The organism is Nocardia sp. MDA0666, from assembly GCF_003023875.1.
In the GTDB taxonomy this organism is placed as follows: domain Bacteria; phylum Actinomycetota; class Actinomycetes; order Mycobacteriales; family Mycobacteriaceae; genus Nocardia; species Nocardia aobensis.
On the sequence record NZ_PYHT01000018.1, the window covers coordinates 62,366 to 80,242 of the forward strand.

Here is a 17,877-nt window from a genome sequence, read left to right on the forward strand (position 1 = left end):
GGGCACGACGGCGGGCGCCCGGGACCGTTTCGTGCGCTAGACGGTGCAGGGCAGGTTCGCGTAATAGGCGATCGTGCACTCCGATTCGCGGGTCAGCTTCCAGGTGCCGTCGATGTCCTTCCACTTCAGCTCGATGTACATGGCATCGAAGCCGGGGACATTGATCTGCAGGTTGTGGGTGAGGGTGTCGCCCTGCACGTTCACCGGAGCGACGGCCTGCCACTGGAATCCGGGCACCGAGGCCATCACGCCGCCGACCTGGTCGACCAGGCTCAGACCGGCCTCGCCGGCCTCCAGCTCGTTGGCGCGAGCGGACCGCGAACCGTTCGGGTCGAGCACCAACTGCAGCTTGCTCTGCAGCTCGCCGACGCCCGGAGCGGCGGCGTGCACAGGGGCGGCGATCGGCGCGGCGACGGCCGGGGTCACGGAGGCGACGCCGCCGGCGAAGACCACGGCGGCCAGCGAAAACGCCGCAACGGCACGGGATTTGATCTTGATCATGGTCGTATCCGATCAGTTGGGGGACAGGAGTGCCGTGCCTCGCAATCGTTCCGCAAGGGCTGGCACCACCAAGCAATATAAGGTAAGCCTATGCAAAGGTAGGTAATACTCAGTCGACTTCGGGCGGATCCGCTCTTCCCGAGATGTCGGATCTGCGCAGCTGAACGCCCCGGCGACCGGCTGGGTGGTGGCTGGAATCACAGAACGGGAGTACCAGTGAAGACGCTTCTCGTGGTCGGAGCCGGGCCGAAAGCGATGGCAGTGGCGGCGAAGGCTCGGGTGCTGCGGGACCTGGGGTTACCCGCTCCGCGCGTAGTCGTGGTGGAACCGCATGCGGTGGGCGGCAATTGGCTGCCCAGCGGCGGATGGACCGACGGCCAGCACCGGCTCGGTACCAGCCCCGAAAAGGACATCGGCTTCCCGTATCACTCCACCTGGGCGCGCGGCCACAACCGCGCGATCGACCGGGCGATGATCGCCTACAGCTGGACGTCGTTCCTGGTCGAGAACGGCACCTATGCCGAATGGGTCGACCGGGGCCGGCCCAGTCCGCACCACCACGTCTGGGCCAACTATCTGCAGTGGGTCGCCCGCAAGGCCGAGGTCGAGATGGTGACGGGCGCGGTGCGCCGGATTCGACCGGCCGCCGACGGCTGGCTGGTCGCGGTAGCCGACAACTCCGGCGTGGAGACCGAAATCGATTGCGACGGGCTGATGATCACCGGCCCGGGCGACAGCCGGCGCGCGCTGGCCGAACATCCGAAGGTGCTGAGCATCGCGGACTTCTGGGATCTCGCCGGTAAGCGCCGGTTGCCCGTCTCCTCGCGGGCGGCGGTGATCGGCGGCGGTGAGACGGCGGGGTCGGCGGTGGACGAACTGGTCCGCCACGACGTCCTCACCGTGTCGGTGATCTCGCCCGCGGCCACCATCTACACCCGCGGTGAAAGCTATTTCGAGAATGCGCTGTTCAGCGATCCGGCGAAGTGGCGGGCGCTGAGCCTGCAGGAGCGCCGCGACGTCATCCGCCGCACCGATCGCGGGGTGTTCTCGGTGCGGGTGCAGGAGAACGTGCTGGGGGACAATCGCGTTCATCATCTCCAGGGACGCGTGGTGCGGGTGACCGAACGCGGCGAGGGAGTGGCGCTCACCTTGCGCAACGAATTGCGCCCCGATCAGATGCACGCCTTCGATCTGGTGATCGACGCGACCGGCGGTCAGCCGCTGTGGTTCCTGGATTTGTTCGATGCCGATGCCTCGGACCTGGTGGAGCTCGCCGTGGGCGGTCCCGTCACCCATGCCCGGCTGGAGGCGGCCATCGGCCACGATCTGGCGGTGTCCGGCCTCGACGCCAAGCTCTACCTGCCGAATCTCGCGGGGATGGCGCAGGGGCCCGGTTTCCCCAATCTCAGCTGCCTGGGCGAACTTTCGGATCGGGTGCTGGGTGAGGTGCCGGTTCGCCGGGCCGCCGCGGTGGCGCGGATCGGGGCCGGGCAGCGCCCGGAATGATCACCCGGGAAACTGTAGGCTAGGCTACCCTTAGTTCGAGGGAAGAGGTTCGGTTCATGCGTATCGTGTCGTTCGGTTATCAGACCTGGGGTCGTAAAACGCTGCAGGCCCTGATCGATTCGGAACACGAGGTGGTACTCGCGGTCACCCACCCCGCGAGTGAACACGCCTACAAGGGCATCTGGTCCGATTCGGTCGAGGAACTGGCGCGCGAACACGGCATTCCGGTCCACCTGACCGAGCGCGCCGATGCGGAGACCATCGACCTGGTCAAACGCGCCGAACCCGACATCATCGTGGTCAACAGCTGGTACACCTGGATGCCGCCGGAGCTGTATCTGATGCCGCCGCACGGCACGCTGAATCTGCACGATTCGCTGCTGCCGAAGTTCACCGGATTCTCGCCCGTGCTGTGGGCGCTGATCAGCGGCGAATCCGAATTCGGCCTGACCGTGCACCGGATGGACGAACAGCTCGACACCGGTGACATCCTCGTGCAGCGCTCGCTGCCGATCGGCCCCACCGCCACCGGAACCGAACTCGTCCTGGCCGGAATGGAATTGATTCCGGGCGCGCTCCAGGAGGCGCTGAGCGCGATCGAATCCGGCACCGCGAACTGGCGGCCGCAGGACAAGGCTGAGCGCACCTATTTCCCCAAGCGGTCCGAGCGCGACAGCCGCATCGACTGGCACTGGGACGCGGTGGATCTCGAGCGTTTCGTGCGCGCGCTGTCCGAGCCGTATCCGCGGGCGTTCTCCTACTATCGCGGCGAGAAGGTGGAGATCACCGCCGCCACTCTGTCGCGGGCCCGCTACGGCGGAACGCCGGGCCGCGTCGTCGTGCAGGAGGGCGGTGGCGTGGTGATCTGCGGGCCGGACGCACATCGCGGCGGCAATCCCGGCCTGGTCGTCACCCGGGTACGCACCGCCGACGGCGCCGAGCACGACGGCGCCGAATTCTTCGCTCGCGGTGGATATCTCACCGACGCCCCGCGATGACTGCGCTCTCGGCGCAGCAGCCGGCGGCGGGGCAGCTGTCGGCGGGGCAGCGTCGGATCTGGTTCCTGCAGAACCGCGATCCGGAGGACACCACACTCAACTGCTGTGCGGTCCACCGGCTCGAGGGTGCGGTGGACGCCGCCCGGCTGCGGGACGCGATCACCGAAACCGTTGCGCGGCATCAGGTTCTGCGCACGGTGTACACCATCGACGAGGACGACGAGCCGCGGGCGGTGGTGCGTCCGGACGCGACGCCGTCCTGGCAGGAGGTGGATCTGCGCGATCTCGCCGCCGCCAGTCGCGAGCGCCGAGCCGAGGTGCTGATCCGCCGCGAGGCGGGGCGCCCCTTCGATCCGTCGTCCGAGACACCGTTGCGCTGCCTGCTGATTCGCACGGGTGAGCGGCAGTATGTTCTCACCCTCGTGGTGCACACGATCGCGTGGGACGACGACTCCTGGCAGATCTTCCTCGACGAGGTCGGTCAGCGCTACGACGCGGGCGCGACCGTGCGGGCGTCCCGCGAAGACCGCGCGGTGCGCAGCCGGCGCGACGGCGCACCCGTCCCGGCGGCCGAGGCCGATCGCACATACTGGCGAAACGCACTGTCCCCCTTGCCGCAACCGCTGGAGCTGCCCGGCCGCGTCGTCGCGACCGTGCCCTCGCTGCGCACCGGCCACGTCCGCGCCGGGCTCCCGGCCGACGTGGCCGCGCGGGTAACCGAGTTCGCGCACCGGCAGGGAACCACACCGTTCGTCGTGCTTCTCACCGCCTTCGACGCGCTGATCCACCGCTACACCGCCGCAACCGATTTCCTCGTCTGCGTACCGGCCACCGTGCGGCACGCCGACGACACCGGTATCGGGTACTTCGGCAATACGCTGCTCCTGCGTACGACGGTCGACCCGGCGGACAGCTTCCTCGACTACCTGCGTGCGGTGAACGTCCGCACCGCAGCGGCTTTCGAGCACCGCGGCACGCCGATCGACCAGGTCGTCGCCGACCTCAACCCCGAGCGGGGCAGTGGCCGCGACGGCCTGGAGCAGCTGGCCCGCATCGAATTCGGCGTCCGCCGTACCGCGACGCTCTCTCTCGACGGCATCGCGACCGCTGCGGTCGATGTCGGCTGCCCCACGACGCGGATGCCGCTGTCGCTCACCGTGATCACCGCCGGCGACATACCCGAACGCATCGACATCGCCTATCAGGCAGACGAATTCGACGCCCGCATCGTCGAACAGTTCCTCACCCACTATGTGCGGGTGCTCGCGGCGGCGATCGCCGAACCCGAGCGTCGCGTCGGCGAGCTGGATATCTTCGGGGCTCGCGACCGCGAGGGAATTCTGGAGCAGTCGCACGGCGAACTCGTCGCCGTCGCTCCCACCACGCTGGTCGATCTGTTCGAGCGGCAAGTGGCGGCGAATCCCGAGGCGGTCGCACTCGTCGACGCCCGCGACGGAGATCGTGAACTGAGCTACGACCACCTCGACCGGCGCGCGAATCGCCTGGCGCATCACCTGATTCGACAGGGGATCGGCACCGAGGACGTGGTGGCGCTGCGGCTGAATACCTCGGTGGAGTTCGTGGTCGCCGTCGTCGCGGTGTTGAAGGCCGGCGCGGCCTATCTGCCGATCGATCCGGCCTATCCGGCGGATCGGGTGGAATTCCTGCTCGCCGATGCGCGGCCGGCGCTGGTCCTGGATGCCGGTGACCTGGGCGCCGCCGAAGCGGCCGCCCGCACATCGCCGCAGCACGATCCGCGCGACAGCGACCGAGTACGCCCGCTGCGGCCCGGCAATCTCGCCTACGTCATCTACACCTCCGGCTCCACCGGAACGCCGAAGGGGGTCGCCGTCTCCCACGCCGCGATCGCCGAACACGTCGTGGGATTCTGTGCGCAGTGGGGTGTGGGCGCGCAGGATCGGTTGCTGCAATCCTCGTCGATCGGTTTCGACGCCTCGCTGCTCGACATTTTCGTGACGCTCACCCTCGGCGCCGGCCTGGTGATTCCGAAGGTGGACGCCTTCGACGACATACCCCATGTGGCGGAACTGATTTCGCGCTGCGGCGTGACCGTGCTGCATATGGTGCCGTCCATGCTCAGCACCCTGCTGATGCTGCCGGAGGTGAGTCAGTGGCGCGCGCTGCGCCATGTGCCGGTCGGTGGTGAGGCGCTCTACGGTGAGGTCGCCGACCGGTTCGCCGGCGTCTTCGAGGCCGAACTCCGCAACCATTACGGGCCCACCGAGGCGGTCGTCTCGGCCACCCACCTCACCGTGGAGGGCCCGCAGGGAACCGGGATCGTGCCCATCGGCCGCCCCAACCGCAATGTCGATCTGTATCTGCTGGACGAGCGGCTGCAACTGGTGCCGACCGGCGTGGTGGGCGAAATCTGCCTCGGGGGAGCACAATTGGCGCGCGGCTATCTCGGCCGGGCCGCCGCCACGGCCGAACGTTTCGTGGCCGACCCGTTCGCGCCCGGGCAGCGGCTCTATCGCACCGGAGATCTGGCGCGCCGCAACGGCAACGGTGAACTCGAATTCCTGGGCCGCGCCGACGAACAGGTCAAGGTGCGCGGCTACCGCATCGAACTCGCCGAGGTGCAGGCCGCCGTCGCCGCCCATCCGGACGTGGCGCACTGCGTGGCCGCCGCGGTGGCCGACGAGACGCTCGGCACGGTACTCGCCGCCTACCTCGTACCCGCGCGCCGCGAGAACGGCAGCGCCGCAGTGGATGTGGAGGCGGTCCGCGTACACGCCGCAGCCGTCCTGCCTCCGTACATGGTTCCGGGCGCCTTCGCGATCATCGACGAGATTCCGCTGACCGAACACGGAAAACTCGATCGCCGCGCCCTGCCGCTGCCACAGCGGTCGCCGGTGGAGTTGTATCGGGAGCCCAATACCGCGGTGGAGACGCGGATCGCGGAGTTGTTCGGCCGGATGTTCGGCCGCGAGCGGATCGGCGCCGAGGATTCGTTCTTCGAACTCGGTGGTCATTCCCTGCTGGCAGTGCGGCTGCTGGCCTGGATCCGAGCCGAATTCGGCGTGCGGATCGGCGTGCGCGCACTGTTCGAGACTCCGACCGTGGCCGGATTGGCGGCCCGGGTCGAGGCATCGACGACAGTGTTAGCTTAGCCTAAGCTACGATTCCGAGAGGCCGGGATCGCGAGTCGCCCGGAGCGAAGTACAAGGAGCTGTGCAATGAACCCAGGTCGAACATCCGCGCGCCGCGGCATGCGCGCACGCGGCGCGGTGCTGCGAACCACGGTGCTGGCGCTGATCCTGGGTCTGGTGACGGCCGTGGCCGCCTGTGGATCCGGTTCGGACGAAGCCGATTCCGGTGGGGCCGTGACGATCGAGCACAGCATGGGCACCACCACCGTCGACGGCACGCCCAAGCGCGTGGTGACCCTCGGCCCGGCCTGGCTGGACGCGGCCGTCTCGCTCGGGGTCACCCCGGCCGGCTATCTGGTGCCCGGCGCCGGGGCCGGGATGACCGTGCCGTGGCTGCCGCCGTCGCTGCCACAACAGTCCAAGGCCCTGAACATGGGCGGCGATGTCGTCGAGCAGATCGCGGCGCTCGAGCCCGATCTCATCGTGGCGCCGGGTTACCTGATGGACAAGGCCATGTACGACAAGCTGTCCAAACTGGCCCCGACCATCGGGCCGCTGTCCTCGGCGCAGATCGATCCGTGGGAGGACCAGGTTCAGGCCCTCGGCAAGGCATTGCACAAGCAGGACCAGGCCGAGAAGGTGGTCGCCGATGTGCACGGCAGGATCGACGCGGTCGCGGCGAAACATCCGGGCCTGAAGGGCAAGTCGTTCCTCACCTGCATGCTCACCACGCCCACCCAGCTGATGGTGCTGGCGGATCCGAAAGACGGTTCCGCGCAGGTGTTCACGCGGCTGGGGATGACGATGCCGGCGAAACTGGTCGCGGAGGCCCCCTCGGGCGGACGGCTGGCGCTCTCGCCGGAACGGCTCGGCGATCTGACCTCCGATCTGCTGGTGTGCGGCGCGGCGCCGGGCCTGCAGGAGAAGTTCACCCAGCTGCCCGGCTACGCGGATCTGCCGTCGGTGCGCCAGGGCGGCATCTCGTTCGTCGACATGATCACGATCAACGCCATCAACCAGCCGACCGCACTGTCGGTGCCGTATCTGCTGGACAAGCTCGAACCGACATTCGCGACCGTCGGCAAGTAAGGACTGATTACCCATGTCTGATTCGCCCGTGCCGAAGACGACCGCGCCGGCCCCGTCTGCTCCGAAAACCGCTGCGGCCGGGACGGAGTCGCGAACGAGCGGGCGGGGCACCCCGTTGTCCCCGGCCCAGCAGGCCGCCCTGCTGCCGGAACGACTGCGCGGCGTCGCGGCGACGAATCTCTTTCTCGCCCTGGAGATCACCGGTGACCTCGGTCCGGCCGATCTGGACCGTGCCGCGGTCGCCGCGGTGAGCCGGCACGACATTCTGCGTACGGTCTATCCGGACGATCGCCGGATTCCCTACCAGCGTGTCGTCGACGCGCCCGACACGGTGGTCGAGACGGTCGAGACCGCCTCCGCGGACCTCGACGCCGCGCTGCGCTCCGACGCCGCCCGTCGCATCGATCCGGTGCGCGAGCTGCCGATCCGGATCAGACTGCACCGCACGCCCGATCGAGACATCCTGTCCGTCACCGCTCATCCGGTGGCCGCCGACGATCGCAGTCTCGAACTGCTGGTCGCGGAACTGGTCGAGGGGACGGTCGCCGAGCCCGTGACGCAGTACCGGGGCTACGCGATGGCACAGATGAAGTCGCTGGTCGGCGATGCCGCCGCCGATCCTCACCTCGGATATTGGCTGGATCGGCTGGCCGATCTGCCGGAGCGGGCGACCGTGGCGGTGGCCGCTGGTGCGGAATCGGGACCGGCCGCCGCGACGCGCACCCTGCGGATCCCGGCGGCTGCCTTCGGCGACCACGACGTCGAACTGTCGGTGGTCGCCGCACTGGCCGCGGTGCTGGGCGCGGCGGGTCTCGGGGACGATGTGCCGATCGGCATCGCCGACGCGGGACGTACCGGCGCACAGCAGGATTCGGCGCTCGGCGCCTACGCCAACCATCTGGTGCTGCGCGTCGACACCGCCGCGGCGGCCACCCCACGAGCACTGCTGGCGCAGGTCGCGGAGCTCGCGGCGCCCGCGCGCGCCCATGCCGCGGCCCGGATCGAGCGGATCACGCATCAGCTGCGCGGTGCCGCCGCCGTCGCCGCCGGTGCGCCCTTCCAGGCCCTGGTCACCACCCGAACCGAGGTGACCGGCGCGAATGCGCGCGAGATCGCCCGGCGGGTGGCGCGGCCGCACGGCGTGGATGTCGTCGCCGATGTCGTCACCGGAGCCGAGGAGGTGGCGGTGATCCTCGAATTCCCGGCGGTATTCGCCGGGAGTGCTGAATTCGACGCGCTCGCAGGCGGAATCGAGCGATGGCTGCTGAATTGCGCTGCGGCCTCGGAGAATCCGCTGCGCGATGTGGACCTTCCGGCGGTGTTCGAACGGAACGCGGCATATTCCGGTGGCACCGGCCTCGGTGGAGAGCCCAATACCGATGCCGAACGGTTGATCGCCGACACCATTCGCGAGGTGCTCGAACTGGACGCGGACGACGAGGTCGGCCGCGCCGACACCTTCTTCTCCCTGGGCGGTGACAGCATCGCCGCACTGCGCATGGTCACCCTGCTCGGTGAGCGAGGCTATGCGCTGGACGTGCAGAAGGTGTTCGAATTCCCGGCTGTGCACGAAATGGCCGCACAGCTGACCGAGGCCGAGGCGGCCCCGGCCGCCGAACAGACCGCCCCCGTCGCGCCGATGAGCGCTTCCGGTCTGGATCCGGCCGCGCTGGCCGCACTCGGCAAGAAGTTCGCCGCACGGTGAGCGAAGTGGAGATTCTCGACGTCGTCGCGCTGTCGCCACTGCAGCGCGGGCTGTATTCGGTCAGTTCGATGGCGCAGGGCATCGACCCCTATCTCGTCACCTTCGCGGTGCGCGTGGAGAATCTGGCCGATCCGGCGGCACTGCGCGCGGCCTTCGACGGCGTCCTGCGACGCTACCCGCATCTGGGCGCGGCGGTACTGGCCGAGGATGTGCCGCATCCGGTGCTGGTCATCACCTCGGAGGGCCGGATCGGCTGGCGCGAGGTCGATCTGCGCTCGGCCCCCGATCCCGAGGCGGCGGCGCGGGATCTCTACTGGCAGGAAGCGCGCCGGCGGCTCGACCTGGACCGCGGCCCGCTGTTCCGGGTCGTCGCGGCGCGGGTCGGCGAGCGCGAGTACGAAGTGGTGTGTACCGCACACCATATCGTCGTCGACGGCTGGTCGATTCCGCTGTTGTTCTCCGATCTGATCGCTCTGCATCGCGGGGAGGGCGCGGCGCTGCCCCCGGCTCCGCCGTTGCGGGAACACGCGGCCTGGCTGGTGAGCCGCGATACCGAGGCCTCGGCGCGGGCGTGGGCCGCGGCACTGGCGGGTCTGGCGCCGATGCCGATGCTCGGGCCGCCGGCTCCGGCGGATCTCGACCTGCCCGTCGTGGGCGAGGCGCGTGTGGACGCGGCGGGCACCGACCTGCTGCTCACCTGGGCGCGGGGGAACGGCCTCACGCTGAACACCGTGCTCCAAATGGCTTGGGCGCGTATTCTTTCCGGCCTGACCGGGCGCGACGACGTGGTCTTCGGTCAGACCACCTCGGGTCGCGATGCCTCACTGCCGAATGCGGAGCGCCTGGTCGGTGCGCTGGTCACCACCATTCCGGTGCGGGTGCGGATGGACGAACGCGCGCCCGCGCAGGTCGGCGCCGAACTGCAGCGCTCGGTGGCGCAGTTGCGGGCGCACGAATATCTGGGCATCGCGGAGATCACCCGCCACGCCGGCGCCGGGCAGTTGTTCGACAGCCTGCTCGTCTTCGAGAACTCACCGGTCGGCGCGGTCGCACAGCGAATGCCGATGGGCGGCGGCGCCACCATGACCGCCCGCCGCGTCGATTCCCCGAGCCACTATCCGATCGCCGTCGTGCCGGTACTGGAACACGGCGAGCTGATCTGCCGCGTCGAAACCCGCCCCGACCTGCTCACCACCTTCGACCCCGACCGGATGGCGCGCCGTTTGCTCGCCGTCGCCACCCGGATCGTCAGCGCGCGGCAGTGTAGTGCGGTCGATGTGCTGCTCGACGACGAGCCCGCCGCCTTGATCGCTGAATATGGCTGTGGTGCGAAGCCTTCCGATACCGCGAAAGAGACGGTCGGCTCGTCCGTCGCCGAAACGGGTGCCCCCGCATACGCGCAGGCGGCGCCGGGCGGTGCGGCGAGTTCTGCCGCGACGGTTCCGGAAGCGTTGCTCAACGCTGCTCGTGCGGCCGCCGATCGGATCGCGGTCGTCGACGCGGCGGGCGAACACAGTTTCACCGAATTCGGTTCCGCGGTCCGCGCCTTGGCCGACCAACTCCGAGCAGCCGGTGTCGGCACCGGTACCGCGGTGGCGGTCATGCTGCCCCGTGACCGCCGAGTCCTGCACGCTCCCTTCGCCATCGGTCTCGCCGGTGCCACGTGTGTTCACGTCGATCCCGCCACACCGGCCGACCGTCTGGCCTATCTGCTGAGCACCAGCGGTGCGCGGATCGTCCTGGCCGATGCGGATCGCGCCGAGACGCTGGCCGAGGTCCGCGCGCAAGCGGTGGAATGCCGCCACGGGATCACGGACAGCGACGGCCGCCTCCTGTTTCCGGGCTCCGAGGCGGTTTCGGCGGGCGACCGTGGTGGGCGGGGGGTACCGGCGCCGGAACGGAACGGCGAGTCGGTCCACGCGACAGACCTTGTGCCGCACAAGCATTCGGACGCACCGTTCTACGTGGTGTTCACCTCGGGCACGACCGGCAGGCCCAAGGGCGTCGCGGTATCGCATCGCGCGCTGCTCAACCACTGGGGCAATCACGAGCGGCGGATCTTCGCGCCGATCGCCGCCGCCACCGGGCGCACGCTGCGCATCGGGCACGGCTGGTCCACCGGGTTCGATGCGGCGTGGCAGCCCACGGTCGCCCTGCTGAGCGGCCATACCGTGGTCCTGCTGGGTGACGAGGTGCGCACCGATGCCGAGCGCATCGTCGGCGCCATCGGCGAATTCGGGATCGACATCTTCGACACGTCGCCGTCCATGCTGAACCGGCTGATCGCCGCCGGACTGTTCCGCGCCGATCCGGAGTCCGGCGCCGAGTGCTGTCCGCTTGCCGTGCTCGCGCTCGGCGGCGAGGCGATCAGCCCGGACACCTGGCGGCGCCTGCAGGGCTTGGCGACCACCCGGGTCATCAACTTCTACGGCCCGACCGAGGCGACCGTCGAGGCGCTGATGGCCGATGTGCACGACCATGCCGCGCCCACCATCGGCCGCCCGTTCGACGCGATGACCGCCGAAGTGCTCGATCACCGGTTGCGACCGGTGCCGCCCGGCGGGCAGGGCGAGCTCTACCTTTCCGGGCCGCAACTCGCGCTCGGCTATCTGCGGCGGCCCGCCACCACCGCGGCCGCCTTCGTCGCGGGCGAGGACGGCGAAAGAAGGTATCGCACCGGCGATCTCGTGCGCCGAGCCGACGACGGGACCGTGGTCTACGAGGGTCGCGTCGACCGGCAGGTGAAGATCAACGGATACCGTGTCGAACCCGACGAGGTCAGCGTGGTGTTGCGGGAACTCGACGGCGTCCGCCACGCGGCGGCGCTGGCCTTCACCGAGAACGGACGGACCCGGCTGGGCGCGCTGGTGGTCGGTGACGGCACCGTCGCACGGCTGCGTTCCGATCTGGCCCGGCGGCTGCCGCAGTTCCTGGTCCCCACCCGCATCGTGTTCGTCGACGAGATTCCGTTGAACCGCAACGACAAACTCGATGTGCACGTCGCGACCGAACTGCTGGCCCGCCCGGACGGCACCGGCGCCCACGCCGAACCGCGCACCGAGACCGAACGCACCCTGCTGGCGCTGATCGAGGCGATGGGCGCGGGGTCGCGGATCGGCATCCTGGACAGCCTGGTGGACCTGGGGATCGACAGTATCGGCGTGATCGATCTGGTGTCGCGGCTGCGCGGCGCCGGCTATCGCGTCTCGGCGCGAGAAGTGCTGGCGGCGGCCGATCTTCGCGATCTGGCCGAGCGACTGGACGAACCGTCCGAAGCCGCCCAGGCCGATGCCGAGGTGACACCGGCGGGAACCGTACTACCGCTCACCGCCCTGGCGCACGAGATCCTCGGCTACGGCGACTATCGCTTCCTCGCCCAAACCCAGGTGATCTCGCTCGATCCGGAGATCACGCACGAGGCGATCGTGCGACGGCTCGAGGACTTGGCCACCGCCCATCCCACCCTCCGGTCTCGCCTGGAGTTCGGCGACGACGGGCGGCCGGTCCTGATCGCGCAGGACCGCTCGAGCGCGGCCGCATCGTTCGCCGTCGCGGCGCCGGACGAAAGCCGGAGTGCGGCAGATCATCTGGCGGCGACCGTGCAACGGCTGGATCCGGACGCCGGCCGGATGGTGGCCGCGACCTTGTTGCCCGGCGACCGGCCGCGACTGGTGCTGTCGATCCACCATCTGGCGGTGGACGTGGTGTCCTGGCTGATTCTCGTGGACGATCTGCGCCGGCTCGAGCAGGGCGATGGCGCGGTGAACGAGACCGGGGCCGAACGGGTTTCGGATTCCGGCCCCGACGGCGTCCGGTCCGGCATTCCGCCGACGCTGGGCACACCGCTCGGCGGCCGCTACACCGATCCGCGCAGCGATCGGGCCGGTAAGGCCATCCAGCGAATCGTCGAACTGGGCCCCGACGACACCGAGGCGCTGCTCGCCCGGTGCGCGGACACCGATGTCCCCCTGGACGATCTGTTGCTGGCCGCGTGCGCGCGACTGGTCGCCGATACCGCCGACGCCACCGGTCGCATCGCGGTGACCCGCGAATCGCACGGCCGCGACCCCGGAGACGACACCCGCCGCGTCGGCTGGTTCACCGTCGAGGAGACGGCATTGGTGCCGGCGGCCGAACTCGAGACCTGGACGCCGGCGACCGGCCGGGCACCGGTCCACGATCGAACCCCGCACGCGCGCGGGCAGATTCGCCTCAACCACCTGGGCCGCTTCGACGTGCTGCAGTTCGGCAGCGGCCCGTGGACGCCGGTGCCGTTGCCGGAGCTCACCGCCGAATTCGGTGCGTCCGGACATCCGGATCTGCCGCTGCGCTTCACCATCGACCTCAACACCGCGGTGGTGTCGAAGGATGCGCGTCCGGTTCTGGTCGCGCACATCGACGTGAACTCGGCGGTGCTGGACGAGGCCGGGGCAGACGCGCGAGCCGAGCGCTGGCGCACCATACTGTGTGATTTCGCCGTCGGAATGTCCGAATCCGGTGCACAGCGACAGGCAGGGTGACAGCTATGGGAGGGAAGGACTGATGACGGTTCAGACCGTGGATCCGGCCGAGCCGGAGGCGGCGCGGCAGGTGCCGCCGAGCACGCCCGACGCACCGCTGGAACCCGACCGGGTCGCGCTGAAACAGCAGCGCCGCGCCGACGGCCTGGCCCGCAAACAGGTGCTCGCGCCGGTGAACGGCGCGCTGTCGCTGGCGAGTCTGGTCGTCGTGGTCTCCTCGATCTGCGCGGTGGTGCCGTTCATCCTGATCGTCGAGGCCTGCCGGGAACTGCTGTCCGCGCCGATCGACAAGGACCGGGTGTGGACGCTGGTGATCGCCGCGGTCGTGGTGCTGGTGCTGCGCGGCCTGCTGCAGGCTGCGGCGCTGGTCTGGACCCACATGGTCGACGCGAAATTCCAGCTCACCCTGCGACAACTGCTGGCGGCCAAGCTGACCCGGGTGCCGCTGGGCTGGTTCACCGATCGCAGTTCCGGTGAGGTGAAGAAGTTCCTGCAGGACGATGTCGAGGCCCTGCACTATCTGGTCGCACACGCGCGATTGGAATTCGTCGGTGCGGTGACGGTGCAACTGGTGGCGCTGATCTACCTGTTCACCGTCGACTGGCGGCTGACGCTGATCCTGCTGGTGCCGCTGGTGCTCTACACCCGCGGCCTGGCGGCCATGATGGGTAAGGCGCATCAGGAACGCTTCGCCGTCTTCGACGCCAACGAACGCGCCATCGAACAGTCCATCATCGAATTCGTCGACGGCATCCAGGTGGTGCGGGCGTTCGGCCGGGCCCGCAAGGCGCACAGCACCTTCCAGCGCGCGGTCGACAACACCGCCGAGAGCCTGCTGGCGTGGAAGACGCCGATGACGAAATTGCAGTCGGCCGCCGAGATCCTGCTGACCCCGGCGCTGCTCATGCTGGTCGTGGTGGTGGCCGGCGTGGGCTTCGCCGATCTGGGCTGGACCGATCCGGTCGACATCCTGCCGTTCCTGCTGCTCGGGATCGGTCTGGGCAGCGCGCTGCTGGGCATCGGCTTCGGCGGACAGGCGCTGCGCGAGGGCGGTGCCGCGGCGTTGCGCCTGCACCAGTTGCAACAGACACCCGAACTCGAGGTGCGGGCCGACGGCGACGAGGCTGCCGATGCGGATGCGGCCGGTGACCCTGCCGCCACGGGACTCGCGGTCCGGTTCGAACAGGTGAGCTTCGGCTATCGCGCCGACCGCACCGTCCTGCGCGAGGTCGAATTCGAACTCGCGCCCGGGTCTATCACAGCCCTGGTCGGCCCGAGCGGTTCCGGCAAGTCGACCCTGGCCCGGCTGCTGCCGCGCTTCTACGACGTGACCGCGGGCCGGATCACGATCGGCGGCAAGGATGTCCGGGAGTACTCGACCGCCGAGCTCTACCGCACCGTGGGATTCGTCCTGCAGGACGTGCGGATGATTCGCGGCACGATCCGCGACAACATCGCGCTGGCCCGGCCGGACGCGGATGCGGCCGCCGTCGAGCGAGCCGCACGCGCCGCCCAGATCCACGATCGGATTCTGGAACTGCCGCGCGGCTACGACTCCGAAATCGGTGTCGACGCGGTGCTGTCCGGTGGTGAGGCGCAACGCCTGTCGATCGCTCGCACCCTGCTGGCCGATACCCCGGTGCTGGTGCTGGACGAGGCCACGGCCTTCGCCGACCCGGAATCCGAGGCCGCGGTGCAGGACGCGCTCGCCGTCCTGGTCGCCGGGCGCACGGTACTGGTGATCGCGCATCGGCTGCACACCATCACGGGCGTCGACCGAATTCTGGTGCTGGACAACGGCGAACTCGCCGAAACGGGTGACCACGCGACGCTGTCGGTGGCCGGCGGGCTCTATCAGCGCCTCTGGGAACAGAATCAGGCGTCGGTGGGCGTGCCGGCCGTTTCCGACTCCGAAGGAGAACTGCGGTGATCAGGAAGATCTTCGGCCTCATTCCGCCGGAGCTGCGCCGCTACGTGCCGCGCCATCTGGCCCTCATCGGCGCGGGCGCGCTGGGCCAGATCGCGGCCTATCTGCTGCTGATTCCGGTGCTGCAGGCGCTGTTCGACGGTGATTTCGGACGCGCCTGGCGCTGGACCGCCTGGCTGGCGCTCGCGGTGGTCGTCGCCTCGGTCTGTTCGTATCAGCAGTTGCTGGTGGGCCTGCGGATCGGCGTGGGCATGCTGCGCGGCGTGCAGACCCGGCTGGGCGACCATCTGAGCACGCTGCCGCTGGGCTGGTTCGCCACCGCCAACGCCGGATCCCTCTCCCGCATGGTGGTCGGCGGCGTGCGCGAAATCCTCAGCGTCGTCAACTATCTGCTCGCACCGGTACTGACCGCGGTCCTGGTTCCGGTGGGCGTCGCGATCGGGGTCGCCTTCATCGACTGGCGGATCGCGCTGGTCATGCTGGTCAGCCTGCCGGTGCTGCTGGTGGTCAGCAGCTGGGCCAACAACAGTTACACCCGCGCCGACCGCAGGCTCGATGCCGCTGCGGCAGAAGCCAATTCGCGGGTCGTGGAGTTCGCGCAGGCGCAGCCCGTACTGCGGGCCTTCGGTGCGGTGGGCGCGGGCAACCGGGCACTCACCCGGGCGTTGCGCGACCAGGAGGCCGCGTCCAAGCGCATGATCGTGGCCAGCGTGCCGGGGCTGATGGTGTTCGCACTGTGCGTGCAGATCGTCTTCCTGATCGTGGTGTCGGTGGTGGTGGCCCGCGGGACCGGCGGCGACCTCTCTATTCCGGCCACGATCGCGTTGATCGCGGTGACCTCGCGGTTCATCGAACCGATCAACCGCGCCGCGCAGCTCAGCACCGCGATCCGCAGCGCCGGCGACGCCGCCGACCGGATCACGAACTTCCTCGCCGAGCACGATCTGGCCGAGGCCACCGAACCGGTGACCCCCGGTGCGCCCGAGATCGTCTTCGACAATGTCGAATTCGGCTACCGTGCTGGTGAAAAGGTCGTCGACGGTGTGTCTTTCACCGTGCCGAGCGGCACCACCACGGCGATCGTGGGCCCCTCCGGCGGCGGTAAGACCACGCTGCTCAAGCTGGCCTCCCGATTCTACGACGTCGAATCCGGCAGCATCACCGTCGGCGGCCACGACGTGCGCCGGCAGCCCTCGGAAACCCTGCTGCGCCAGGTGTCGCTGGTCTTCCAGGACGTCTATCTGTTCAACGAGACCATCTCCGACAACATCCGCGTCGGCAATCCGGACGCGACCGATGAGCAGGTGCGCCGCGCCGCGGAGATCGCCCGCGTGGACGAGATCGTCGGCCAACTGCCCGACGGCTGGGACTCGGCGGTGGGCGAGGGCGGCGCGGCGCTGTCCGGTGGTGAGCGCCAACGGGTCTCGATCGCCCGCGCGCTGCTCAAGGACGCACCGATCGTGCTGCTCGACGAGGCGACCAGCGCGCTCGACCCGCACAGCGAGGCGGCGGTGGTGCGCGGCATCCACGAACTGACGCGGGACAAAACCGTCGTCGTGGTGGCGCATCGGCTCGACACCATCGCCCACGCCGATCAGATTCTGTTCGTGGAGGCGGGTCGGATCGTCGAACGGGGCACGCACGCCGAACTTCTCGAACTCGGCGGCCGCTATGCCGGGTTCTGGTCGGAGCGGTCCCGCGCGACCGGCTGGCATCTGGTGCCGGCCTAGGCTTTTCGCGCCGGACGGCTCACCGCCAGTAGCCGCGGGTGGCGATATTGTGTTTCGGCAGTTTGGCTTTCAGCGATTTGGTGATCGCGCGCGTGGTGGCGGCATCGCAGGCGGCCCAGCCGAACGCGTCGGGGGAGCAGGTCACCGAGTCGGCCGCCTGTCGCAGCAACTGGCCGTAGTTCACCCGCTGCACCCACGTCACCTCGGTCTTGGGGCCGGTGCGCACCGGCAGCGACTGTTCGGACTCCTCTTGCCATTCCAGCCAGACCCGGGCCGGCGTCTCACCGATCGCATCCAGCAGCGAATTGATCGCAGGCAGCGAGGCGCTGTCGCCGAAGATCAGGAATTCCGACGGAACCGGTTCGGGCACCGCGAATTTCGAGCCCATGACGGTGGCGTCGATCTCGTCGCCGACCACGGCGCGTGCGGCCCACCGGGAGGCCGGGCCGCCGTGCAGTGCGAATTCGATATCGAATGCGTCGTTGCCGGGATCGGGGTCGACGAGGGTGTACCCGCGCTGTTGCAGAGTGCCGCTCTCGTCGGGGAACCAGATGCGGATCCACTGCGTGGGGTGCACGGGATGGTCGGCCAGCAGACCGCCACCGGTGAAGCCGAGTCGCAGGTACTTGTCGCCGATCTGCCTTACGGAGGTGACGGTCAGCCGGTAGTCGTCCGCTCGCAGCGCCTTGAGGATGACGCCGTTGATGCCTTTGCCCATGGGGTTAGGGTAGCTGGGTTAGGTTAGCCAAACCACATCCCTACGGCAGTCGAGGTCGTGTGGGCTACTATGC

10 protein-coding genes are annotated in these 17,877 nt (G+C 69.2%); 8 read left to right on the plus strand and 2 right to left on the minus strand.

Going from position 1 to position 17,877, the window contains the following annotated elements; genetic code table 11:
- Window positions 1–36: 36 nt before the first annotated feature.
- Window positions 37–501, minus strand: a complete 465-nt coding sequence (locus C8258_RS23015) for a hypothetical protein (protein ID WP_036498181.1) — start codon at window positions 499–501, stop codon at window positions 37–39.
- A 255-nt stretch (window positions 502–756) separates the two neighbouring features.
- Here C8258_RS23015 and C8258_RS23020 point away from each other — a divergent pair, with 255 nt between their 5' ends.
- From C8258_RS23020 to C8258_RS23055, 8 genes are all read left to right on the plus strand, one after another.
- Window positions 757–2,007, plus strand: coding sequence for a SidA/IucD/PvdA family monooxygenase (locus tag C8258_RS23020; protein ID WP_106956965.1), 1,251 nt, complete (start codon window positions 757–759; stop codon window positions 2,005–2,007).
- A 56-nt stretch (window positions 2,008–2,063) separates the two neighbouring features.
- Window positions 2,064–3,005, plus strand: coding sequence for a methionyl-tRNA formyltransferase (locus C8258_RS23025; protein ID WP_106956966.1), 942 nt, complete (start codon window positions 2,064–2,066; stop codon window positions 3,003–3,005).
- On the plus strand, window positions 3,002–6,136 hold the full coding sequence (locus C8258_RS23030; RefSeq protein WP_106956967.1) for a non-ribosomal peptide synthetase: 3,135 nt from the start codon (window positions 3,002–3,004) through the stop codon (window positions 6,134–6,136). The genes C8258_RS23025 and C8258_RS23030 overlap by 4 nt, the downstream gene beginning before the upstream one ends.
- Window positions 6,137–6,202: 66 nt before the next feature.
- Window positions 6,203–7,204 (plus strand): ABC transporter substrate-binding protein, encoded by a 1,002-nt coding sequence (locus C8258_RS23035; protein WP_106956968.1) that lies wholly within the window; start codon window positions 6,203–6,205, stop codon window positions 7,202–7,204.
- Between the two features lie 13 nt (window positions 7,205–7,217).
- Window positions 7,218–8,909, plus strand: a complete 1,692-nt coding sequence (locus tag C8258_RS23040; protein WP_106956969.1) for a condensation domain-containing protein — start codon at window positions 7,218–7,220, stop codon at window positions 8,907–8,909.
- A complete protein-coding gene (locus C8258_RS23045; RefSeq protein WP_233225271.1) occupies window positions 8,906–13,429 on the plus strand; it encodes an AMP-binding protein in 4,524 nt (1,507 codons plus the stop codon). Before C8258_RS23040 ends, C8258_RS23045 begins: the two co-directional genes overlap by 4 nt.
- 22 nt (window positions 13,430–13,451) lie before the next feature.
- Complete coding sequence (locus tag C8258_RS23050; protein WP_106956970.1) at window positions 13,452–15,359, plus strand: ABC transporter ATP-binding protein; 1,908 nt, start codon at window positions 13,452–13,454, stop codon at window positions 15,357–15,359.
- On the plus strand, window positions 15,356–17,086 hold the full coding sequence (locus C8258_RS23055; protein WP_106956971.1) for an ABC transporter ATP-binding protein: 1,731 nt from the start codon (window positions 15,356–15,358) through the stop codon (window positions 17,084–17,086). The genes C8258_RS23050 and C8258_RS23055 overlap by 4 nt, the downstream gene beginning before the upstream one ends.
- Window positions 17,087–17,105: 19 nt before the next feature.
- Here C8258_RS23055 and C8258_RS23060 read toward each other — a convergent pair whose 3' ends face one another.
- Window positions 17,106–17,804, minus strand: a complete 699-nt coding sequence (locus C8258_RS23060) for a siderophore-interacting protein (protein WP_106956972.1) — start codon at window positions 17,802–17,804, stop codon at window positions 17,106–17,108.
- Window positions 17,805–17,877: the final 73 nt, after the last annotated feature.